We start from the raw sequence: 22189 nt of genomic DNA, 5'->3' as shown, positions 1-22189 counted from the left end.
TAGCGACTGTTTATTAAAAACACAGGACTCTGCGAAGTCGAAAGACGACGTATAGGGTCTGACGCCTGCCCGGTGCCGGAAGGTTAAGAGGAGGTGTGAGAGCGCTGAATTGAAGCCCCGGTAAACGGCGGCCGTAACTATAACGGTCCTAAGGTAGCGAAATTCCTTGTCGGGTAAGTTCCGACCTGCACGAATGGCGTAACGACTTCCCCGCTGTCTCCAGCATCGGCTCAGCGAAATTGAATTCCCCGTGAAGATGCGGGGTATCCGCGGTCAGACGGAAAGACCCTATGAACCTTTACTGCAGCTTTACAGTGGCATCAGAGACATTCTGTGTAGGATAGGTGGGAGGCTTTGAAGCAGGGGCGCCAGTTCCTGTGGAGCCATCCTTGAAATACCACCCTGAATTTTTCTGATGTCTAACCGTGGTCAGTTAGCCTGATCCGGGACCCTGTATGGTGGGCAGTTTGACTGGGGCGGTCGCCTCCCAAAGTGTAACGGAGGCGCGCGATGGTGGGCTCAGGCCGGTCGGAAACCGGCTGTTGAGTGCAATGGCATAAGCCCGCCTGACTGCGAGAGTGACAGCTCGAGCAGAGACGAAAGTCGGCCATAGTGATCCGGTGGTCCCGCGTGGAAGGGCCATCGCTCAACGGATAAAAGGTACTCTAGGGATAACAGGCTGATCTCCCCCAAGAGTCCACATCGACGGGGAGGTTTGGCACCTCGATGTCGGCTCATCACATCCTGGGGCTGGAGCAGGTCCCAAGGGTTCGGCTGTTCGCCGATTAAAGTGGTACGTGAGCTGGGTTTAGAACGTCGTGAGACAGTTCGGTCCCTATCTGCCGTGGATGTTGGAGACTTGAGAGGATTTGTCCCTAGTACGAGAGGACCGGGATGAACATACCTCTGGTGCACCGGTTGTCGCGCCAGCGGCACCGCCGGGTAGCTAAGTATGGAAGGGATAACCGCTGAAAGCATCTAAGCGGGAAACCCACCTCAAAACTAGGTCTCCCTGAGGGTCGTGGTAGACCACCACGTTAATAGGCCAGGTGTGAAAGCGTGGTAACACGTACAGCTAACTGGTCCTAATCACCCAATAGGCTCACTCTCTTACTGTCCCCTTAAAAGGACAGCCCGTGCACAGAAATCATCCATATATACGCCTACTTCTTCTACCAACCGTCTTCCACACACCCTTACAGGGTGGACTGGATGACCTGGTGGCCATGGCGGGGAGAGATCCACCCGATCCCATCCCGAACTCGGCCGTGAAAACCCCCAGCGCCTATGATACTGTGGCTTAAGCCACGGGAAAGTCGGTCGCCGCCAGGTCTTCCAATCCACCCTTCCAAAACTTACTACCCCTACAAATTTCAACACAATCACAACCGCGGGGTGGAGCAGCCCGGTAGCTCGTCAGGCTCATAACCTGAAGGTCATAGGTTCAAATCCTATCCCCGCAACCATCTCAAGTCCTTGATATCACACGGTAAACCCGCCCACTTGAGGCGGGTTTTTTGTTGCCTGAAATGTGGCGCAGGAAACACATAGGAAACAAACGGAAAAGTAATCAGGCGCGTTTTTGTCGGTTCTCACAAATGCGTGATGTGCGCGCGAAGCCACTTATGACACTGATCAGCGCTTTAAACGCCGATGACTAATGGACGCAGAGTCCGTACGGTCCGGTTAATCATGCTGACTTTGCCTACTAAATCGCCTCCGATAATCGGCGGGTGGCTGTCCCATAAATCGTGTGAAGATTTTCCGGAAAGCCCCACTGTCCTGATATCCGACCTCCCACGCAATCTGGTCGAGCGGCAGGGAAGTGGTTTCCAGCAGATCGCGACCTTTCTCTACCCTCAGATGTTGCAGGTAAGCGAGTGACGTAAGAGAGGTCGCCGTGTGGAAACGACGTAGGAAGGTTCGCTCCTCCAGCCCTGACAGCCGTGTCATATAGGCGACTGTGGCGTCCCGGGCTGGTTCCGTACACAGCAGCCAGTGCTGGACCTTCAGGATGGCCCTGTCACAATGCGTCAGGCTGGGGGCGAAGTGTCGATACTGGCGCTGATCGTGCCGGGGCGTATTGAATTGCCCCGGGTTTTGTGGAGACGTTTTTTATCTGAACTATGCAGCTAATGCATGTGATTTTTGTTGTGCATAAAAGCGATCCTCAGCTTCTGCCGGGGGGATGTTTCCAATGGAGGACAGAATGCGGCGATTATTGAACCAGTCGACCCATTTAAGTGTTGCCAGTTCAACCGCGTCCCTGTTTTGCCATGGCCCCTGCCGATAGATGAGTTCGGTTTTGTAGAGCCCGTTAATGGTTTCCGCCAGAGCGTTATCATAGGAATCTCCAATGCTTCCGACTGAGGCAACGAGGTCTGCTTCAGCCAGTCTTTGCGTGTAGCGAATGGACACATACTGACAGCCCCTGTCAGAATGATGGGTCACTTGCCCCTCGGGCTGCCTCTGGCACAGAGCCTGCTCCAGGGCATCCAGTACGAAGTCGGTATGGGCAGTGGACGAGACGCGCCAGCCCACAATCATGCGGGCAAACACATCAATGATGAAGGCCACATAAACAAAGCCCTGCCAGGTCGAAACGTAAGTAAAATCCGAAACCCAGAGCCTGTTGGGGGCTGGAGCATGAAACTGGCGCTGCACCAGATCCTGTGGGCAGGGACGTTGTGGATCAGACCGTGTGGTTCTGATCCCCTCGCCACGAATGACACCTTTCAGTCCCATCTGGCGCATCAGCCGCTCTACCGTGCAGCGGGCGACATTTCTGCCTTCGCGTCTGAGCTGATGCCAGACCTTACGCGCTCCATAGACACAAAAATTATCGTTCCATACTCTACGGATTTCGTCGCTCAGCTCTTTGTCTTTCTGGCTGCGCACACAGGGATTTTTCTGTCTGGCAACGGTTGCATAATAGACAGATGGTGCAATCGGCAGGATCTTGCAGATTGACCCGACACCATATGTCTGCCGGTGCTCATCAATGAAGCGCGTCATGGCCTGAACCAGATGGGGTGGACGGCCTCCCTGCGGCATCAATGTGCCATGATGGAGGTTCACTGACCATCAGGAGGAGACCGCCCGTATGAAAGCTAGCATAATTGGCCTTGATATTGCCAAATCCGTTTTTCAGGCTCATGGGGCTGACGCAATTGGAAAGTGCGTTTTCAAGCGCAAGCTTGGTCGCAGTGAAGTTTCAGCATTTTTTGCAAAACTTGACCCATGTGAAGTTGTTCTGGAAGCCTGCGGATCAGCTCATTACTGGGCACGGGTGATCAGCAGGATTGGTCATGATGTCAGACTGGTTCCTCCTGATCGGGTCAAATCATTTGTCAAAAAAGGCAAGAAAAATGACGCTGTTGATGCGGCTGCGATCTGCATGGCGGCGACTCATCCTGATACGATGTGTGTTCCGATCAAGAGCGAAGAGCAGCAAGGTGTCTTGTCACTGCATTCTGCCCGCGCTCTTCTGGTCAAACAGCAGACCATGCTGAGTAATGCGTTACGGGCTCTTGCTTCCGAGTTCGGGCTGATAGCCCCTCTGGGCACACGCCATCTGCCAGAACTGATGGCAAAAATAGAGACATCAGCCGACCTGCCTGCTGCCATGAAGCAGAGTGCCATGTTGTTATTTGAGCATTATGAAAAGGTCGCTCAGAGCATTGATGCTTTGGAAGTGCAGATCCGGGCGCGTGCAAAAAGCGATGACGATGCGCGTCGGTTGATGACCATCCCTGGGGTCGGTCCCATAACGGCTTCTCTGATTGTCGCCTCGGTCGCGGATATTGGCTCTTTCGCCTCTGCGCGCCATTTTGCCGCCTGGCTGGGGCTTGTGCCTCGTCAGCATTCTACCGGCGGTAAAACCCGTCTGGGAAGGATTACCAAAACGGGCAATCGGCAGATAAGAACGTTGCTGGTTCTTGGTGCGACGGCCATGCTTCATCGTGCCCATAAGTGGGATAGCGCTGCGGGTCAGTGGCTATGCGAACTCATGGCGCGTCGTCCAAGGCGTCTGGCAACAGTTGCACTTGCCAATAAAATGGCTCGTATCATCTGGGCGTTGTTGTCACGTAAAGAGATCTATCGTCCGGCTGGTGTCAGTGTTTCAGCAGGCTGACCTGCACCAGCAGAACGATGGACACCGGAGCTTGCTCCGGTAGATCCGGCAGTATGTACGAACCGACGTGATGGGAAGACAGTCATTCAGCAACAGTTCAGGCCATACCGTTCGACCGTCTGTGCCCCTGAGCACGTGATACCAGATTGGTGCCTGACACGTGAGCGCACACCCATGATGGCCAGCGCATAAAGTCGCATAAACAGGCCGGACATAAGAGCGCATCTGACCGGGTCTTCACGTTAAATCGGTATTCATCATCCAGCCGGTAGAATAATACGTTTTAGAAATGACATCGGGAGAACAATGTGAGGTATTGCGCTTAAACGGCCGTCCACATAGGCGGTCGAGTTCCGCCTGGGCAAAATACGCAGAAGCCTTACGCAGGATTTCATTGGCCTGCCGCAATTCGCGGTTCACTCGCTCCAGTTGCCTGATCTTCTCTCGATCAGGCAGGTCACTCACCGCAGATGCATTGGCCCGCTCATGCAGACGGGTCCATTTTGACAGCGTGTCAGGGTGAATATCCAGCTTTGGGGCGATCACCATCACCGCAGACCACCGCGAAGGATGGTTCTTCTCTTCCTCCAGAACCATGCAGGCTGCACGTTCACGAAATTCAGGCGGAAAACGCTTCGATTTATTGCTCATGAATTCTTCTTACCTCACGGGTCTTTCTGTCTCCACAAAACCCGGGGCAATTCAGTGGCGAGGGAGATTTTCGGATCAATCACGATGGCGCGGCGATACAGTTCCTCGACATCCGGATGGTCATCCGCTTCGGACAGCACATGCGCGGTCAAGGGCCTCTTCCAGCATCATGAGGCGTGAACTGATCATGGACTGGCTGATGCCTAGGATTTCGGCGGCGCGATGGAAGTTGTGTTGCTCGGCGACGACCAGCGCCTGCACCAGAGCAGGCAGGGCGATATGGCCCGTCGCCAGAAGATGGTAAAGCCGGTCCCGTGTCAGGGGACCGGACGGGCCGGGAACGCGGGGTAATGGCGTGTCAGGGTCCGTCATGAAATGGAGCCAGGAAAAGGGCGATAAAAGCAGAACACAACGGGCATTTTCGTATTCCATCGTACAGGAGAGGCCGATATCCGATGATGACCAGAAAGGTCGCTGTCAGGGTATCGGCCATCATGGATGGTGCAAGGGACGCCCTGCGCATCTTGCGCAGTGGCACCCCACGAGTTTGGCATGAAGACGAGAGGCAAGGTGCTGAAACTAATAGGGAAAAGGCGCTGTAGTTCGGGATGGGGAAATTTCACCAACTATAGGAAATATTCCCATATACACGTCTAGCTTGGCCATAATAGCATGCACCGCCACCACCAGTGCATGAAGTAATATATCTTGTATTTGCAAGATTAGACATGGACATTTGTATTTTTAGTCCGTTTAATTTATGAAAAATTTTTCCAAAATCATAGTGTGCTCCAATATCAAATAGTGTGTATGCTGGAGCTTTAAAAGAATTTGCATTATCAGCAAATGTTGATCCGATATAGCGAACACCAAAATTCATGCCTAATCCTAAAAAAGTTTTTCCAGATGGTGTATAATCAACAAACATATTCACCATATTGCGTGGAACACCACCGACATATTTTCCACTCTCTGAAACTTCTCCGAGAACATTTCCGTAAATATCTGTGCGATCTTCCATCGTGTCACTCTTGCCAACACGCATATCATTAAAACTATAGGATGCAGTTAAATGAATGTCTTTCGTTATGTTGGCATTTGCAGATAATTCTACTCCTTTGGATATAACAGTACCTGCATCCACTTCATAACCTGAATATTCAGTATCTGAAATTTGATAATGGTTCTCCTTTATATGATATGCAGCCGCGGTAAGCAGCACATCTGTTGTCGGAATCAGATATTTTAATCCAGCTTCCAATTGATGTCCCGCAAGAGGTTTTTCTGGCTCTCCATTTGCATTAAACGCGCCAATCTGCGGTATAAACGATGTTGCGTAACTGAAATACGGAGATAAACCTATAACAGAATTATAAGTTACTCCGGCACGCCAAGTAAATGCACTATAAGAATTTGTAGTTGGGGTGCCAAAGTTAGGGCCTGTTAGGCCTTGATATAGTCTGCTGTAGCAGCGATGAGAATGACGGAGAGGAAGGATGCGGCGGTTTTCTCATATCGGGTCGCGACAGCCCGCCACTCCTTGAGCCTTGCCCACAGGTTTTCGACCAGATGCCGGTGTCTGTAAGCCCATTTGGGACAAGCGACTTCTGGATCATTCTTCCTTGGCGGGATGACAGGACGAGATCCACGGTTCCAAAGATCTTCACGAAATTTATGTGAGGCATACCCACGATCGCAGACGACATAGATTGGTGGGTATGGCAGAGCGTCAAGCAGGGCGTAGGCACACGGTAATTCATGTGCCTGTCCGGGTGCCAGCGTGAAGGACAGTGCCCTGCCATGACTGTCCGCAGCTACGCAGACCTTGGTGCCAAATCCTCCACGTGAGCGGCCAAGAGCCTCACGATCCTTTCGGCGTTCTCTGTGCCCCCTTTTTTAGCCGCTCCGGCCGCTTTATGATGGGCACGGATTGTCGTGCCATCAAGAAAGACCATGCCGAGGTCTTGATCCCTGTCTTTGGCCTTTTCAAAGAGGCGCTGCCACACACCGAGTTTCGACCAGCGAATGAACAACTGTGCTGCAATCCACCAGGGACCAAACTCTGATGGCAAGGCACGCCACTTCGCGCCGTTCTGATGGCGCCAGAAAATCGCGGATATCGTCTGTCGAAGGTTCTTTGGTGGGGTCTTGCCCTTCGGACGGACTTCCTCGATCAAAGGCTCCCAGACAGACCATGCGGTATCGGAAAAGACAGACTGCATCATGCTCATCATAAACAGCTATGCAATCCGTTCCGTCATTCAAGGCCTAACAGGCCCTAGTCGAGCAAAAGGGAAGTTCTAATTACGGAGCATACGATGGTGGTAAAATATTAGTTTACTCTGGAGGTACGCTTGTCGGTGGGAGTATTAATTCAGGTGGAACAGTTTTCACCACTCCTGGTGCCATTCTTTCTGGTAGTATTTCTGTAGTAAGTGGTGGGATATTATCACATTGGGATAAGACAGAGAGTGGGGGATCACTCGCATCAGGTGCATCAATTACCGTTTCTGCTGGTGGAATAGTTAATGGAATTACGGTTCTTTCTAATTCCTATATAGCCGATGGTGTTGATGGACAAGTCGCCAATACCATAGTTTCCAGTGGTGGCAATTTAAGTGTGGCTGGTACAGCTTCCAATACGACTGTCGATTCTGGTGGTGTTATAAAAGTTACCTCTGGAGGCACAGCCACAGATAGCACCATTAATGGTGGTTCGGCAGGTATTAGTGCGAATGGTGTTCTGAATACAGCTACGGTTGGAAGTAACGGTATAATAACCGTGAGCTCTGGAGGTTCCGCCAATGCTGTTACTGTAAATACATCAGGTGCCCTGGTCGTTTCAAAGGGCGGCATTCTTTCTGCTACGGTAGTTTCCAGTGGTGGCGAACTAGCTGTGGCTGGTACAGCTTCCAATACGACTGTCGATTCTGGTGGTGTTATAGAAATTACTTCTGGTGGCACAGCCACAGGCACAACTGTTAATAGTGGCGGTTTGGTTTATGCGGATAGTAATAGCATTCTAGACACAACCACCGTTTCCAATGGTGGACAGGTCAGTGCTGCCAGCGGTGCTACTATTTCCGGCACACTTACCCTAGAAAATGGCGGTTCCGCAACCATCTGGAACAACGCTGGCGGTTCTGTGGATCTGCAGGGAGGCAGCAACACCGGATTGGTCATCTCTGGGCTGGCATCAGGCGGAACACTCAATACTGTCATCAACGGGTTCGACGGCGCTTCTGCAAGCAATTCGGACAGCATCGAACTGGCCGGCGTAAAAGCGGCAGATGTCTCCAATGTAAGCTATCCCACTGCAAATCAAGTCCAACTGACACTGAACAATGGCAACACCATCACGTTGAACATTGTTGGTGTTGGCAATTATGGCTTTACCTTAACCGATGGTGCTGACGGTTGGCTAAGCTATGAGGTGTGCTTCCTCTCCGGCAGCATGATCCGCACACCAGAAGGCGATGTGGCGGTTGAAAACCTCCAGATCGGTGATCGGGTTGTTGCGCTTGACTGGAAGAACAATAAGGAAGCCTCCCACCGGGTAGCCTGGGTTGGCAAGGCGCATGCAACCGTTCGCCCCGAGCTCTCTGATGATGAGGCAGGATATCCTGTGCGTATTCTCAAAGATGCCATCGCGCAAGGCGTGCCCTACAAAGACATGCTGATTACGCCAGAACATTGCTTGTTCTTTGAAGGTAAGTTTGTACCCGCGCGTATGTTAGTGAATGGTGTTTCTATCTTCTATGATAAATCCATTACTTCTTACGATTACTATCACGTCGAAACCGAGCAGCATTCTGTCATTACGGCGGATGGTATGTTGACAGAAAGCTATCTGGACACGGGTAACCGCTCTTCTTTCCGTCAGGAAGGCAAGATTGCCACCCTGCGGAATGCCGCAAGGAATTGGGACAACGATGCTGGCGCTCCACTATGCGTGGAACGATCCTTTGTTGAACCTCTGTTTCACAAACTACTGAGCCGCGTTACCACCGGTGTGTCTACATCTCACCAAAATACAGCGCTCACAAACGACCCAGATCTACATCTCGTCACGGAAAGCGGGGCCATCATTCGCCCCATTCGCCATGATGGTGAGCGTTACAGCTTTATGCTGCCGGCTAACATGGCCTGTGTGCGTATTGTCTCTCGCGCCAGCCGACCAGCGGATGTGATCGGGCCATTTGTGGATGACCGCCGCATGATGGGCGTTGCTGTAGCTGACGTATATTTTGTGACAGCTAAGCAGCAAACACACATTACTGCGCATCTTCAATCTGAAAAACCAGTTGGTTGGCACGCAACAGACTGGACGGATTGCGCATGGACAAATGGTGATGCTGTTTTGCCCCTGGATGAACTGGCACAGAGCGGAATGGGTATTCTTTCTCTGAATATCCGAGCTGCTGGCCCCTATCTGGAACAGAACACGAAAGCTGTTTTGGAAAACAGACGTTCTGCCTAATCCGAATACTTCCCTCCATTTTTTGATGGAGGGAGTTTTTTACAAATATCCGATGTGGAAACACATCGGATATTTGTATTCATAGCTTCATGAACGAAGTTTCATCAAACCATTCTACTTCAATCCCAGTTTTACACGAGCCTGATAGTATCTTGTTTGATTTCAATCAGGGTACCCGTATTGTTCTGCCTGCACGTACAGAAGGAAAATGGCGGATTGCGCCAGGGCCAACATGGCACCGAAAAGCATCTGACCATTATCTTTGAAGGCGATAAAGTCTGGCACCACTCCATGAATAGTTCTGCGGTGAAGGCTAAAAGCGGCCTGTTCTAAGCAGCCCATTTTTTCTTTAGTGACCCTGTATGCAGCTCTAAGCATGCAGGTGGATACGCTTCGTGCTGCATCAATTAACTCTTGACGAAGCCACACCAAAGTGAACCGCTGCCGCATAACAGGTTATGGCAGAGGCAACGGCCGCAATCGTACGGCAATGAAGGCCAGCAGACAGGGTTCGGGTCATACGGGCCAGCCTTCATGCCAGCACAAAGCATGAATCAGATTTCGACCAATATGGGAATCTTAAAATGAGCCCGTTAGATCGGATTATGCTCTAATTTCTTCCCGTTCGATTTATATAGATGCAGCCTGATGACGATTACCATCATGATTGGTGATAAACATCAGAGTCACTGAGGCAGGCGCATCCTGTCGATGCCAAGTCTTTCCCGGAACAACCAGAACGTCTCCCTTTTTTGCAGTAGAACTGATCTCGCCCTGTTCTGTTCGAAGTGTTAGTGTTGTCTCTCCTTCGACCACAAGAAGAAATTCATCATTTGGATGTTCCTCCCATGGCGTAGAGCCTTTGAATCGCAGAAGTCCGACGTCATGTGCTCCAAACGGGAAAAGCATTTTGAGCCCGTTTGTGGGCACTGTTTCCGTTTCCCTGCCAATATCAATAGTCGATAGGTCAGCAGCTTCTTTGGAAAGATTAAAGATTGTCATGAGCGTCTCAATTGTCTGAAGGATTGTTTGGAAGGCTCAGTATCATCATACAGGCCTGCAAGTTTTCTGGCTGCCGTTACCACAAGCAGCAGCGTGAACGCGCCAGCGATCCAGGTTGTCAGAAACGTCCGATTGTATCCGATGACGGATGCCAGAGGCGCGATCGACATACCTGCGAGGACATTCGCTAGGCTTTCTCCACATTGAAGAAAGCTGTAATCCATCCCCGGCCTTTCTTCTGAAGACCAGTTCATCAGCACCGCCCAGACGGAAACGTAAAACCCTCCATCAAGGAAGTTTTCTATGCCAAGGCCCGCGTAGAGTAGCATTGGCGTTGCCATCCCCCTTGTTTGTAGACACACCAACGTTCCAAGGAGCAGGGTGGACGGCCAGATGAGCAATGTAACTGCACGGTAGCAGCCCAAAAACCTGACTGCCGGGAAACCGATAAATGCGCCACCGAGTGCACCACAGATGATGTTGGACATCTGAAGTGTTCCGGCAAAACCCAGACTGAAAGATTGGTCCATCACCCAAGGCTGGAGCAACATTGCGAGCGCTGAACTCGCAAATTTGAAGCTAATCGCCATCAGGAGCGCCCAACGAAACCCCGGTTGCCGGAAAAGATCTATAAGGCGGGAAGGCTTCTGAAATTCCCTGTCAGGCTCAATGCTTCCTCTTAAGGGCAAAAGTGCCAGCCACAGGATAAAGAGTTCACACGCCATACCCCACATTGCACCGAACCAGCCAAGCCGCTCGTAGATGAAGAGTGATCCTGCACCACCAACCACCATGCCCAGAAGAAATGAAATAACCTGTAAGGCATTGGCCAGTCCTGCATTCCGTCCCTTCATATGCGAGACGGCGCACGCATTCGTAAAAATGTCCTGCGTGGCAAAAATTGTGTTCAGAAGCAGAATGCCTGACAGAGCTAATAGGAAATGATGGTTAGGTGAGGTAAATCCCAAAAGCAGGCAGATACCAACGGCAGACATATGCGTCCATAAGGCGAGGGCTCCATAGCCCCATCGTTTGCCGGCATTGTCAGCGATGCCTGACCAGAAGCATTTCAGCGCCCATGGTAGAAATACCAGTCCTGTCAGGCCGATTTCCTGCAATGACGTTCCGCTATGACGCAAAATGGTCGAAAATGCATTGAAGGCTAGTCCCGCAGGGATACCCTGCGAGCCATACATGAGCCCGATTGCCAGAAGCCGTTTAAGGAGTGTTGTTCTGGTCTCAACGTGATCATTCCGATAGGAATGGGATGCAGCCTCCATGTCAGAAATTGACTCCGACACGAAAGCCCAACTGACGTGGATTGGCCGCCACAACATCTCCGCCCGACAGACCGCGTGTAAAATAACTCGAATTGGTCAGGTTGTGTCCGTAAAGTGCGACAGTCCAGTGTTTCCAGCGCTTCTCAATCTGCGCATCCACAAGGACGTAGGGTGCATTCCGAATACTACTGCTGGGATAGAGAGTTGTTCGTCCGCGCCGGACAACGCTGGCGTTAACAGCCCATCCCGGAACAGGATGCCATTCGGCCGAAAAACCGAAATTGCTTCGTGGAGTGCCAGCCATCTGCTTGCCGCTGTAATCTGCCCCCCCAAAAACGAAGCGATCATATGCGGCGTATGTCAGCCCCAGGAACGCGTTAAGCTGAAGTGTATCGAGCGGCTTCCAATGTGCGGTGGCTTCCATCCCCCGAGAGTGGGCGGTGCCAGCCGTCCCGATAAGAGATTCTCCCGCACCATTCGTTGCAGAGACTTGAAGATTTGAAAGGAAATTGGCAAATCCGGTTGCTTCTACGGACCATCGACCTGTGATATCTCCAAGACGATAGCCTACTTCCAGATTATTGCCATAACTGGAAGCGTAAGGCACCGAAACCGTACTGCTATAGGAACCGTATGGGCTGTAATTTGGTGGCAGAAAGGAGCGGGAGTAACTCAGCCAGCCGAACTGGCTTAATTTACCAGAAGGCTGCGGATTGTACTCGAGTTTCAGCCCAGGAAGGGGAGCAGTTTTAGAGAGTGTTTGGCGTGGAAGGCTTTCCTCCATGCTATAAGCATAAGGCGTGTCTCCGCTCATGGTGCTTGTCCAGTTGCTGAGCGAGCTATCAACATGTTCGATGCGCAGCGATGGCACGAGGCGCCAGTTCTTTGAGAAATGCCACCCTAGTTCCCCCATAAAGGCAACATTGGCTGTTCCTAATGTCGCAGTTGTGCGGCTGGCATAGTAGGGTGACATATCAAAATCGTAGGGAGCCCAACGTTTGACCTGCTGCCCGTAAATCCCTCCTTTCCAGTCCAGTGTTCCTGAACTCCCGGACAGCATGACAGAACCGCCGATCTGGCGTGTCGGGAGCGTGAAGCCGGAATTGGCGGAAAAGACGGAGTAGGGGTTGCTATAACGCCAGTCGGTAGAGGCTCCTCCGAACGTAACGTCCAGAATCATATGCTGACTGAACCGCCGGTGATATTGAGCTGAACCAATGAGGTATTCTGTATCATTTACGCCTTCCGACGTATTGTAAGAGACATGGTTCCGGGCATGTTGTGGCGTTTCGAAGAAGTCATTGCCGCCGTGGTTCAGCATATGATGCAGGCTGAAGCGCCATTCTCCTCCGGCACTGTCCTTGTGTAGCAGTTTGATGCGGCCGAACCATCCATGCCAGCCCCCCGTATCGCTGCGGTTCAGGGCACGATTGTGGATGTAGCCGTCAGCGGTTTCTCCACCGACGGACAGACGGAGACTGGTGGAGGCATTAATCGGCAGATCGCCCGAAAATGTTGCTCTTTTTCGGTTTCCCGTTCCGTATTCGAAGTCCATCGACCCACTCAGACGGTTTCCAGGGTCTCTCGACTGCGCAGAAACCATGCCTCCAAATGCGTTGATCCCTTGCGTTAACTGCGGACCGCGCATGACATCCACATTACTGAAATCAAACATCTGCCCCATGGCAAAGCTGGGAACAGGTATGCCGTCGATCAGGACGGGCGTGTAAAGAACCGGTCCTTCATCTTCCGTGCCACCAAGCCCTCGTACCATCAGAACAGGATTGTTGGGTGTTGTATTGGTGAATGACAGGTTTGGGACACGTTCGGCGATGTCGCCCAAAGTCTGCATTCTATATGCCTGCATATCCTGTGCAGACACATGCGTTGTGCTCGTTGGGTTCATGAAAGCAGCGCGTTTGCCCCTGACCGTAACGGCTTCTTTCGAAGAGATGCAGGACGTTCCCGCACTATCTCCCGGTTTATGAATGCATTTTACAGATGGCGTTGCAGCAGCCCATCCGCAGACGGGTAAAGCCGTCAGAGCCGTAAAGACAAACGCCATTGAGCTGACGCTCCGCAGACAGGCGCCAGTCCTGAGCCATGGAAGAGAGAGGTTTTCTTTCATAAGTCGTGATGATAATAATTCTTATTATCTCCGCTACCCGGATCAGTCTCTTTACCCCGATCGGACAGGAAAATCCGTGCTGTGATGGCAAAAGTCAGTTCAACTCAGGTTCATCAATCCCACCCGAACCGCATTGCTGGTACATCCTTGCTGTATCCGCATTCACGTGGCTTTCCCGGAGGTCTGCTCACAAGCGGATTTGTGTCCGCTCAAGCGAGTGAGTTGAGCGGATATTTTGATGAGCCAGGCCTGACCGCCCGTTGCACAGTTATCCTGTCTGGATCATGCAGCATGAAAGCTGGCGGTCAGATTCACCATTTTGAGACATGTGATCTTATTCTGGCGCGTACATCTCGTGAAACTTTTACATTTGAAAACAGTGCGGAATTTTCCGCCCTAGAAATCCACGTGCCGCCACTCCTCCTTGGTGAAATGAACATTGACTTTCTTCCCGGTATTCAGGCCCGATCGCTGAAGATTCAGGATCCAGCCATAAAAACGGCAAGACGGCTTCTTGGTTATTTGCGAATGGCCAATCCCTCTAGTTTGCAAGTTGCGAAACCAAATGAGCTGATAGGCTATGGGCTGGCGATGACCACGTTGGGCTATGCCTTTGCATCGTGTGAAGCAAAGCGCCTGCAGTTAAATGGGAAAAAAGCAGTATGTCTCGAAACTGCCCGGCAGACTTTGCTTAAACATTTCGACCGCGCCCCAACAATTTTACAACTGGCGGCTCTGTGTGATCTCAGTCCCACACGATTTAAGGAACTGTTTCGTCAGCAGTTCGGTTGCGCACCCTACACACTGTATCAAGCCCATCGTATGGAACGCGCCCGTTCTTTATTGCGAGAGAAAAACGTGACGGAAACGGCTATGGAGCTTGGGTATAGTAACGTGAGCCATTTCAGTGCTGCTTTTCAGCGGCAATTTGGATATACTCCAAGCAAGTGGCAGCGTCTCATACTGTGAAAATATTCACGTTTGATGATCCTGAATTTCGTATATTCTGTTGATCTGTATAGTCTGTTTTCAGGAAGCTAAGAAACGTTCTTTTATGTCTCTTATGAGGGCGTAAGTAGTCAGTCTGGTTGCTATGCGCTAAGCGAGCCGTTCGAGTTTCCCGAAAGCAGACGCCCGGCAATAGTTCTTGTTATCTGCGTCCGCAAACCCGACCGTTCTGAAACCTGCGACATTGTAGTGAGAGATGTTAGTACACATCAGGCTGATTGGTAGGAAAATGGAAAACTTGTTATAAAATATATTGATAGCACAAGAGGGTTTCATTTTACCGTATGCGAACATCAATAGTTGCATGGGCGTTTTGTGCATCCGCAAGCGTGATGTGGGCAAAGCCAGGAGCATCGGGCGTCCATGATGGTTGCGCACCGGGCGGCACATCCAGTGGAATACCATTGATATACCAATGATAAGGCGGGTGGCCGCCTGAGCCTTCCAGTCCGATGGGAAGCATCGTGCCCTGGGAAGAGCGGCTTTCAATTTCGGAATGATTGCGCGGAAAGATGATCTGCGGTGCCTGCCGTTGTTGCAGAGTGCGCAGAGCAAGTGACAGAATTGCAACCGCACGATGAGGTTGGGCACTGGCTGGCGGGGCTGGTGCATGTGGGGGCGAAGAAAGCAGAGAGAGAAGAGCTGCCAGCACTGGCCCTGCCGTATCCCGTCCTGTTAGTTCAGGAGAGGCAGTACCGTCCGGGCGTCCAGCCCAGACACCAACTGTTGCCTGAGGCGTGGAGGCCATCGCCCATCCGTCACGATTGCCATAGGATGTGCCTGTCTTGAAGGCAACACTCTCCCATGATGCTACGCCAGATGGTGGAGCTGTGCCCCGCAGGATTGTACGAATGTCGGCATTTGCTCTGCTGGACAGCAGGACTGTCTCGGGTGCAGGGGGCGCTGATTTTAGACCTGTTGGTTCACGATGCAGGGGGGCGACGCGACCATCATGATCGAGTGCCGCGTACAGCATTGTCAGGTCATGGAGTGAGATGCCTGCTCCCCCAAGAACGATCGCGAGGCTCGGTGCGCTTTGTGTGCCATCCGGTTTTTTGGGCAGTCGCAACCGCACACCGCAGGTGGAGAGGCGGTTCATGAACCGGGAGGGGCCAACACGCTCCAGTGCCTGAATGGCAGGCACATTGAGTGAAAGTTGAAGGGCTTCACTCACAGTCGTTTCACCCCGGAAAGTATGGTCAAAATCTTTGGGGGCATAGCCGCCAATGGCAAGTCGGCTATCGCGCACACGTGTGTGGGGTGTCATCCAGCCTGTTTCGAATGCCATGCCATAGACAAACGGCTTGAGTGTGGAGCCGGGGGAACGGGGCGCCAAAACAGCATCTATCGCATTGCCCGGAGCCTTATGCTCGGCCCCTCCGACCCATGCAACGATCTGCCGTTCATGATCAACAATCAGTGCTGCAAATGTTCCACGCAGTGGGGCTGGCTGGCTAGCAAGCGCCTGTCGTACGTTGCGCTGAAGCCTTGCATCAAGCGTTGTCACCACCACGCTGTTGCGCCCTGCGCTGAGAAAATGACCGGTGAGTTCAGGAGCATCATGCGGTACGCTGCGTATGTCTGGTGTTGGCCATGCAACAGGCCGTAATGAAGTGGCGCGTTGCAGTGTGTGGCGCGCAGCATTTAGCAAGGCGTCAGGATGGCGGTCTGGGCGGAGTGCGGCGGGCCGCCGTGGTAAAGCCACAAGAAACGCGGCCTCGGTGGGTGTCAGATGGCTGGGCTCATGCCCGAAATAGAGCAGGGATGCCGCACGAATGCCTTCGACATTTGTGCCTTCAGGAGCCAATGTGAGGTAAAGGTTCAAGACACCCCGACGCCCGAAACGCCATTCAAGCTGGAGGGCACGCAGGATATCGCGCAGCTTGCCACCCCATGTATGGCGGTGCGGGGTAAGGAGGCGGCTTGTCTGCATGGCCAGCGTGGAACCACCCGAGACAATATGACCACGCAGGGCCAGTTGCCAGATGGCGCGCGCAAGGGCCTGCGGATCAACCCCCGGATGGCTTTCAAAGCGGTGGTCTTCCGTCATCATCAGGAGTGTGATGTAGGTCGGGTCAACATCCTGGCTTTCAACCGGTAAACGCCAGAAGCCATCGCGGCTTGTATGGCCGTCAAGCAGCGTATGGTCGCGAGCTTGAACAAGAAGGGCGGCTTGCTCGGCCCGATGCAGGTCAGGCGGATTAAAGTGGTCGGCCACCAGCAGACCAGCCGGAATGAGGCTGGTGAGCAGCAGGCCGAGTGTACAGTTTCTGATGCGGCAGAAGGAAGCCTTCAATGTGCGGTGATCTCGACAGTCCCTGATGCCGTGCGCGCCATCAGGCTTGGAAGACGTCGTGCGCTGACCATCGCCTCTGGTAGAGTGAAGTGGCCCGGCGTAATGGCGCGGACGATGTAGGCGACATGGAAACTCCGTGTCGCAAGATCTGGAGACTGCGTCGTGAAGTGCACCGCGGCACTGAAGCGATCATCCAGCGCGGCAGCATGTTCGGTGTTGCTGAGTGTGCCCAGAAAAGCGTAAGGGGGCTGCGCGCGGTCGTTTTCTGTGTTGTCCCAGTCATGCTCGTCAGATGCGGCATCCTCAGGAGAGACGATGCTCTCGATTTCCCATCCGGCAGGAAGCAGGCTGGTGATGCCCACCAGATACTGACCGGGGTGGAGAGCCGTGCCTTTAAGACTGACGATAAACCGGTCATTCTGTTGCATGTGTGTCAGGTCAAATGGCTCGCCAGTCAGGGTAAAGCCCTGCATGGCCAGTGTCAGTCCGTTGGTGAGAGGTTTGATATTCCCGGCTGGCTCGCCTTGCACAGTCAGGGTGCTGAACAGCATCTTTCTTCCGGTGTTTTCAACCTGAAGACCCTTTTCGAGTGCAGCGGAATCAAACGGATAGGTAAGCGGCAGGCGAAGCGGTGTGGCGTTGGACTGCCCCTGCACACGTACACTTCGCCCGTCAGTATCCTTGTTCAGAGCGCTGGCAGCTTCGAGCAACGCTGTTCTGGTTGCGGTTGTCAGCATATCAGGCGACAGAGTCAGCTTGCCAAACCGCTCAATGAGCAGGTGGGTGCGCCGATCGTCATGCGCTTCGGCTGTCAGGGCAGCCAGTCCGGCTAGATCGCGCACATAGGTCCAGTATTTGTAATCCCATAAATCTGGCTTTCCGGTGCGGGTCGGCCCGAGTGCCGAGATGGCTGCATCCAGCAATGCTTCTGGTGATGTTGCGCTGTTGTCCTCCGGTGCATCGTCCATCGCGAGTGCGACAGCGAGATGCCCAAGGGCCAGAGGATAGGCCTGTGTATTGGAATCTGCTGTGTCAGCCCAGACATAGTTGACGCGAGTACCATCCTGCCGCGCGACGAGCAAGGCCGCGAGAGTGTGAATTGCATCAGGGTGGAGGCGACCGGCACGGGCCAGCACGTACGCCGCGTAGGCGCGTGTATTCAGCAGTTCTGCCTGTCTTTCACTGTCATGATCTTCATCATAGACGCTCTGAGGCTGGAGTTGCTCGCTTTCAATATGGTCGAGTAGCAGGCCGAGCCGATCCTCCGGCACGGTGTAGCCAGCGGCTTTTGCCCGGATCAGGAAATCGGCAAGATAGTCCAGATCGTCGGGAAGGCTGAGGCCATCGGAACGATCCCACTGGCCAATCTCACCTGAAGGGTTCTGGCGATCAAAAAGCGTATTGATGGCTGACTGGATGGACTTGCCCGGAGTTTCTCTGTGGTCGTGAGTCTCGGAGGGGGGCGGGCTGGCTTGTTGCAGCAGCGCACGGGCCTGAGCCGCCAGTGTATCAGAATCCCCCCAGACGCTGGATTGCAGGGATTCTTGCAACCCGACTGTATCAAGGCCGTCCGATGCAGAAATGTTGAGGGTTATCCGCGCATCTGCCGGGTTGAATCCCGCAAGTTCCGTGCGGTTCCATATCTTATGGCTACCGGGTGGGAGCGGTGCAGTCCGGCTGACGGTAAGCGGAACATGCGCCAGCCTTATGCCGATGGGCCAGCTTCGCGTCAGCAGCACTTTTGATGAGCCGGATCTGCGCAATGTGAGATGGATATGCGCAATGGCAGTGCGGCCCGCCAGGGTTGGAGTAGCGGCCAGCGCAACACGCAGGTCAGCGCGCCCACCGGGTTTGACAGGAGCGCTGAGTGTGCCGGAGCCGAGAACATGGAGTGGCCCATCCGTGGTGATTTGGACCTCGTAAGGTGCTGATGGCGCATCAACGTTGATAATGGAGACTTGTGCCTGTGCCGTATCCCCCGGGGCGAGGAACCGTGGTAACCCCAGATCGGGGAAAACCGGGTCTCGTGCTGTGATGTCTGCCTGCGCGTTGCCAACAGCGTCTTTGCTCCAGGCTGAGGCCATCAGGTGAAGCTGGCCGTCAAAATCCGGCACATCGAACGAGAGAGTGCCGTGCCCGGTGCTGTCGAGTGCGACAGGACCATCGAACAGCGCGACACTTTCCGTTGTCCGCACGGGCGGGCCGTCCGCGCTGCTGCTGTTTGACGCTGCATCACCCCCAGACCGGATACGGCCATTTTTTGCATCACTCAGTAAAAGAGACCCGTAGTTGTCTAGCATGTCCAGCCCAAGACGGGGGCGACCGTACAGGGCATCAAACAGATTGATCGGCGTGAAATGCGTGAGGTTGAGAATACCCTGATCGACCGCAGATACCGCAACCTGCACATGCCCCACCGGAAGACCCTGACTGGCCTGAACAGTCACGGGAATGGTAATGCGATGGCGCGGCGTGACGGTGCTAGGCGTATCAAGTGCTACGCTCAGCCGATGTGCGTCCTGATTGACACCAATCCATGTAACACCAACTGCCCGCACAGGGTCATGTGGGCGCAGGCCGGAGGGGTTGTTGAGGGGGCGATAGAGTGTGACCAGCGCATAGGCGCCGGAATGCCAGTCCGGTGCGGCGGTTACGGGCACGTCCAGCCCTTCTTTCGGAACGTCCACAAAACGTGTGTTCAGCACACGGTCTGTTGCAAGCGTTATCTGGGCCTGCCCGGCAAAACCGCCACCAATGTGGATGACCGTGCTGCCGCCTGGCGCGATATGGGTATCGCGTACGCTAAGTGGCAGATGGTCCGGTGTGCTGGCATTACCGCTTCCACCCCAGCCAACCTGAAAGTGGAGTGAACTGCCGGTTACACCGTCACTTTCGCTTGGAACGGCACTCAGGCGATATTCGCCCCAGTCCAGCGTTGGGGTGATACGCGCTGTACCTTTGGCATTTGTTGCAAGATCGCCCGAGCGCATGGGCACGTCCACAGTGTGGCTGCTGAAAGTCCAGCCATTGTCAGGCGTGTAGGCCCAGTTATAGATCCGGTTAACGCGTGACAGGGTCCAGTGAATTTTGCCGATGGCAACCGGACTGTTGTCAGGCGCAAAACTTGCAAGATCAATGGGGATAACAGCACTGCCCATGCTGGCGGAGGCATCTGCCGCGACATGGAGGCCGATCAGCGGTGCGGTGCGGCGGACGGGAATTGTAAAGTGCTCACCCACGCGCCGCCCCATGGGGTCAAGAAAACCGGCACGTATATCAAGGGCGAGCGGCCGGGTAAGGCCCTGTGGAATATCCGGCGTGAAGGTTAGCTGCGTATGGCCTTCATGATCGGTTGGAGGCGCGGTGATGTCACCGCTGGCTGATGGTGTTTCCTCGTTCTCAAATCCGAAAGCCCAGCCTGTGTGGTCAGGGATCGGATCGGTTATGGGAACAAGTTTGTAGGAACTGTCACTTTTAAGGCCTTCACCGGGCGCGCCATACAGAAAACGTGCCGAGGCATCAATCACAACGTCCTGTCCGGCAATTACGGAGGCTGGTGGCGTGAAACTAGCTTCGATACTGGGTGGTACAAAATCCTGAACGCTAAAATGGGCTGAACCGATGGCGGGCAGGGAAGGGTCAAGCAGAATATCGGCCCGCCACAGGCCCGTAGGCGCGCTGGCGCTCAGGGGCAGGGTGGTGGCGTAGCCGCCCTCTGCCGCACCTGTAAGCGGAATGCGCCGTTCTTCCATCATATCGGGACGGTGTAGAACAAGAACCGGGTGCGCGTCTGGAATAGCCTGTCCTGCCCGGTCGCGCAGAAGAGTGAGCAGATGCACGCTCTCACCGGGGCGATAGATGCCGCGGTCAGGCTGCACGAGTGCGCGACTGCTCCCCTGAAAGGGGCTGATGGCACCTTCAAGATGTTGTTCTGAAAAATCGAACCATTGCCGATCAAGATGCAGAAAGCCGAAATCCTCCCCCTTGCTGGCCAGCAGAACCGATGAGCGGTCTGCCATGGTGCCACGGAGCAGGGGGGCATCAAAATGCCCAAGGCCACTCGCGTCCGTTGTGATTGTTGCCAGAGTGCCGCCATCACGGGCGCGCAGTGTCAGCGTGACATCAGGAGTAGGCTGTCCGCTCATCAGGGAACGGGCACTGACTGTCAGCCCGTCTTCACCCCGCAGCATGGTTAAGCCAAGATCGCTCAGATTAACCCAGTGGGCAGAAATAGACTTGCTTTGCAGAAGATCGGTGTTGATGTTCCCGCCTTTAAGCGCAGTTTCCACGGGGCTTTTTTCCGGCGGCGTTGCGGCGTCTTCAACTGTCACCAGATAAAGCCCGTTCTGTCCTGCGCCAATTGTCTCTGCCAGCGGGAAGCCAGTTGTCACAGATCGGTCTGGAGCATGATCGATAGCCATGGTGCCATGCCAGATTTCACGCATGGTCGTGTCCAGCAGGTTCTGGAACGTATAAGGGTCAAAACTGATCTGGTTCAGATCAGGAAGTGTGCTGTCAATATGACCTGTGCCGGGAAATTGCTGATATGCAGCGACCCGAAAGACGTGAAGACGAACCGTGGAGACGTTAACAGTTTCGATAGCGAGGGCAGGCGTATGCCCGGTCGTGCGTCCGGGCAGGATAAAGCCGTCTCCTGTCAGCCCAACGTGCGCATCACGACGCCCAAAGCGGGCGTTGAGCGTGAGGGGTGCGGCGAGATGCTGGCCATCGGCGGAAGTAAAATCCGGGTCAACCTTCATTGTGTAACCCTGCCCGAAGGCAAGATTGCCGAGGCAGAATGTGTCATTCTCAACACGCGGTGTAAAAGCGCTTTCTGGTGAGAGATGGATCGAATGGGCCAGTGTTGATGTTTCTCGTGCGTTCAGGTTCTGATTGAAATGCAGGCAGATTTCTGGGTGTTCGCCCGTTGCATCGAGAGAGGTGCGCTGGAACGCGAAAGGTGAGGACTCAGCGGAGGCGGCCCAGCTGCATGGCGCAAGGTACAGGGCCGGAAGGGCAACAAGGCTCAGGGAAGAAAGGAGAAGGCGTAGAGACAATATATTGAACCCTGAACAGTTTATGCTGGATTACGCGATGTAATCAGCTCCAGAATTGGCGGGAACCGGATTTTACAAATTACGCGGCCATGAGGATTTGGTCTATAGCAGCATAAAAATGCTGTTCGCCCTTAAGATGGCATATGCGACAG

At 53.6% G+C, this 22189-nt stretch carries 13 protein-coding genes, 1 tRNA gene, 2 rRNA genes, 2 pseudogenes and 1 other annotated feature (1 of these 19 only partly in view); of the genes and pseudogenes, 6 read left to right on the top strand and 12 right to left on the bottom strand.

Annotated elements, in window-relative coordinates; translation table 11 throughout:
- The 3 genes from WG31_RS07575 to WG31_RS07565 form a co-directional block, all read left to right on the top strand.
- Window positions 1-1110: ribosomal RNA gene (locus tag WG31_RS07575) — 23S ribosomal RNA — on the top strand; it begins 1633 nt to the left of the window's first position.
- A 106-nt stretch (window positions 1111-1216) separates the two neighbouring features.
- Window positions 1217-1332, top strand: a 5S ribosomal RNA gene (gene rrf, locus WG31_RS07570).
- A 57-nt stretch (window positions 1333-1389) separates the two neighbouring features.
- Window positions 1390-1466, top strand: a tRNA-Met gene (locus tag WG31_RS07565).
- A 220-nt stretch (window positions 1467-1686) separates the two neighbouring features.
- On the opposite strand, the gene WG31_RS16260 is transcribed toward WG31_RS07565, so the two are convergent.
- Together WG31_RS16260 and WG31_RS07555 are read right to left on the bottom strand one after the other, a co-directional pair.
- Window positions 1687-1953 (bottom strand): helix-turn-helix domain-containing protein, encoded by a 267-nt coding sequence (locus WG31_RS16260; RefSeq protein ID WP_063354132.1) that lies wholly within the window; start codon window positions 1951-1953, stop codon window positions 1687-1689.
- A gap of 171 nt (window positions 1954-2124) precedes the next feature.
- Window positions 2125-3051, bottom strand: a pseudogene (locus tag WG31_RS07555) (IS3 family transposase); the annotation flags it as partial.
- Window positions 2941-3063 (bottom strand) — a sequence feature (AL1L pseudoknot). It overlaps the preceding pseudogene by 111 nt.
- A 40-nt stretch (window positions 3064-3103) precedes the next feature.
- On the opposite strand from WG31_RS07555, the gene WG31_RS07550 reads away from it, so the two are divergent.
- On the top strand, window positions 3104-4135 hold the full coding sequence (locus tag WG31_RS07550) for an IS110 family RNA-guided transposase (RefSeq protein WP_010511145.1): 1032 nt from the start codon (window positions 3104-3106) through the stop codon (window positions 4133-4135).
- Between the two features lie 237 nt (window positions 4136-4372).
- On the opposite strand, the gene WG31_RS07545 is transcribed toward WG31_RS07550, so the two are convergent.
- The 5 genes and pseudogenes from WG31_RS07545 to WG31_RS14950 all read right to left on the bottom strand — a co-directional run bounded on the left by WG31_RS07545 (window position 4373) and on the right by WG31_RS14950 (window position 7008).
- Window positions 4373-4786, bottom strand: a complete 414-nt coding sequence (locus tag WG31_RS07545; RefSeq protein WP_063354131.1) for a transposase — start codon at window positions 4784-4786, stop codon at window positions 4373-4375.
- Window positions 4787-4839: 53 nt separating this feature from the next.
- Window positions 4840-4938: pseudogene (locus tag WG31_RS16035) on the bottom strand (transcriptional repressor); the annotation flags it as partial.
- Complete coding sequence (locus WG31_RS15910) at window positions 4907-5158, bottom strand: helix-turn-helix domain-containing protein (RefSeq protein WP_209439330.1); 252 nt, start codon at window positions 5156-5158, stop codon at window positions 4907-4909. The pseudogene WG31_RS16035 and the gene WG31_RS15910, both read right to left, overlap by 32 nt.
- A gap of 247 nt (window positions 5159-5405) precedes the next feature.
- On the bottom strand, window positions 5406-6284 hold the full coding sequence (locus WG31_RS07535; protein WP_082823165.1) for a TonB-dependent siderophore receptor: 879 nt from the start codon (window positions 6282-6284) through the stop codon (window positions 5406-5408).
- A protein-coding gene (locus WG31_RS14950; RefSeq protein ID WP_209439387.1) for an IS5 family transposase occupies window positions 6230-7008 on the bottom strand; the annotation gives its coding sequence in 2 pieces (ribosomal slippage) (window positions 6230-6669 and window positions 6669-7008; 780 coding nt in all). Before WG31_RS14950 ends, WG31_RS07535 begins: the two co-directional genes overlap by 55 nt.
- Before the next feature lie 398 nt (window positions 7009-7406).
- Here WG31_RS14950 and WG31_RS07525 point away from each other — a divergent pair.
- Window positions 7407-9266 (top strand): Hint domain-containing protein, encoded by a 1860-nt coding sequence (locus WG31_RS07525; protein ID WP_408736574.1) that lies wholly within the window; start codon window positions 7407-7409, stop codon window positions 9264-9266.
- Window positions 9267-9896: 630 nt separating this feature from the next.
- On the opposite strand, the gene WG31_RS07515 is transcribed toward WG31_RS07525, so the two are convergent.
- The 3 genes from WG31_RS07515 to WG31_RS07505 form a co-directional block, all read right to left on the bottom strand.
- Window positions 9897-10268 carry a cupin domain-containing protein gene (locus WG31_RS07515; RefSeq protein WP_063354125.1) on the bottom strand — a complete coding sequence of 124 codons (372 nt, stop codon included), beginning with the start codon at window positions 10266-10268 and terminating at the stop codon, window positions 9897-9899.
- Entirely contained in the window at window positions 10265-11464 is a 1200-nt protein-coding gene (locus WG31_RS07510) for an MFS transporter (RefSeq protein WP_245191472.1), read from the bottom strand. Before WG31_RS07510 ends, WG31_RS07515 begins: the two co-directional genes overlap by 4 nt.
- 85 nt (window positions 11465-11549) lie before the next feature.
- A complete protein-coding gene (locus tag WG31_RS07505) occupies window positions 11550-13613 on the bottom strand; it encodes a TonB-dependent receptor (RefSeq protein ID WP_082823164.1) in 2064 nt (687 codons plus the stop codon).
- Between the two features lie 147 nt (window positions 13614-13760).
- Between WG31_RS07505 and WG31_RS07500 the strand changes: the two genes are divergently transcribed.
- Window positions 13761-14645 carry a helix-turn-helix transcriptional regulator gene (locus WG31_RS07500; RefSeq protein WP_063354123.1) on the top strand — a complete coding sequence of 295 codons (885 nt, stop codon included), beginning with the start codon at window positions 13761-13763 and terminating at the stop codon, window positions 14643-14645.
- Window positions 14646-14961: 316 nt separating this feature from the next.
- Here WG31_RS07500 and pbpC read toward each other — a convergent pair whose 3' ends face one another.
- Window positions 14962-16980: a penicillin-binding protein 1C gene (gene pbpC / locus WG31_RS07490; RefSeq protein ID WP_082823163.1), complete on the bottom strand. Its 2019-nt coding sequence runs from the start codon at window positions 16978-16980 to the stop codon at window positions 14962-14964.
- Window positions 16977-22037, bottom strand: a complete 5061-nt coding sequence (locus tag WG31_RS07485) for an alpha-2-macroglobulin family protein (RefSeq protein WP_063354121.1) — start codon at window positions 22035-22037, stop codon at window positions 16977-16979. The genes pbpC and WG31_RS07485 overlap by 4 nt, the downstream gene beginning before the upstream one ends.
- Window positions 22038-22189: the final 152 nt, after the last annotated feature.

Source organism: Acetobacter oryzifermentans (assembly GCF_001628715.1).
Lineage (GTDB): Bacteria > Pseudomonadota > Alphaproteobacteria > Acetobacterales > Acetobacteraceae > Acetobacter > Acetobacter oryzifermentans.
Note: the sequence above shows the minus strand (reverse complement) of the source record. Positions and strands in the feature narration are given on the sequence as shown.

Excerpts from the sequence above, each read along its gene's own strand:
- WG31_RS07500 (WP_063354123.1), top strand. The coding sequence starts at position 13,761 with ATGGCAAAAGTCAGTTCAACTCAGGTTCATCAATCCCACCCGAACCGC.
- WG31_RS16260 (WP_063354132.1), bottom strand. The coding sequence starts at position 1,953 with ATGACACGGCTGTCAGGGCTGGAGGAGCGAACCTTCCTACGTCGTTTC.
- WG31_RS07515 (WP_063354125.1), bottom strand. The coding sequence starts at position 10,268 with ATGACAATCTTTAATCTTTCCAAAGAAGCTGCTGACCTATCGACTATT.
- WG31_RS07505 (WP_082823164.1), bottom strand. The coding sequence starts at position 13,613 with ATGGCGTTTGTCTTTACGGCTCTGACGGCTTTACCCGTCTGCGGATGG.
- WG31_RS15910 (WP_209439330.1), bottom strand. The coding sequence starts at position 5,158 with ATGACGGACCCTGACACGCCATTACCCCGCGTTCCCGGCCCGTCCGGT.
- WG31_RS07510 (WP_245191472.1), bottom strand. The coding sequence starts at position 11,464 with ATGTATGGCTCGCAGGGTATCCCTGCGGGACTAGCCTTCAATGCATTT.
- WG31_RS07550 (WP_010511145.1), top strand. The coding sequence starts at position 3,104 with ATGAAAGCTAGCATAATTGGCCTTGATATTGCCAAATCCGTTTTTCAG.
- WG31_RS07545 (WP_063354131.1), bottom strand. The coding sequence starts at position 4,786 with ATGAGCAATAAATCGAAGCGTTTTCCGCCTGAATTTCGTGAACGTGCA.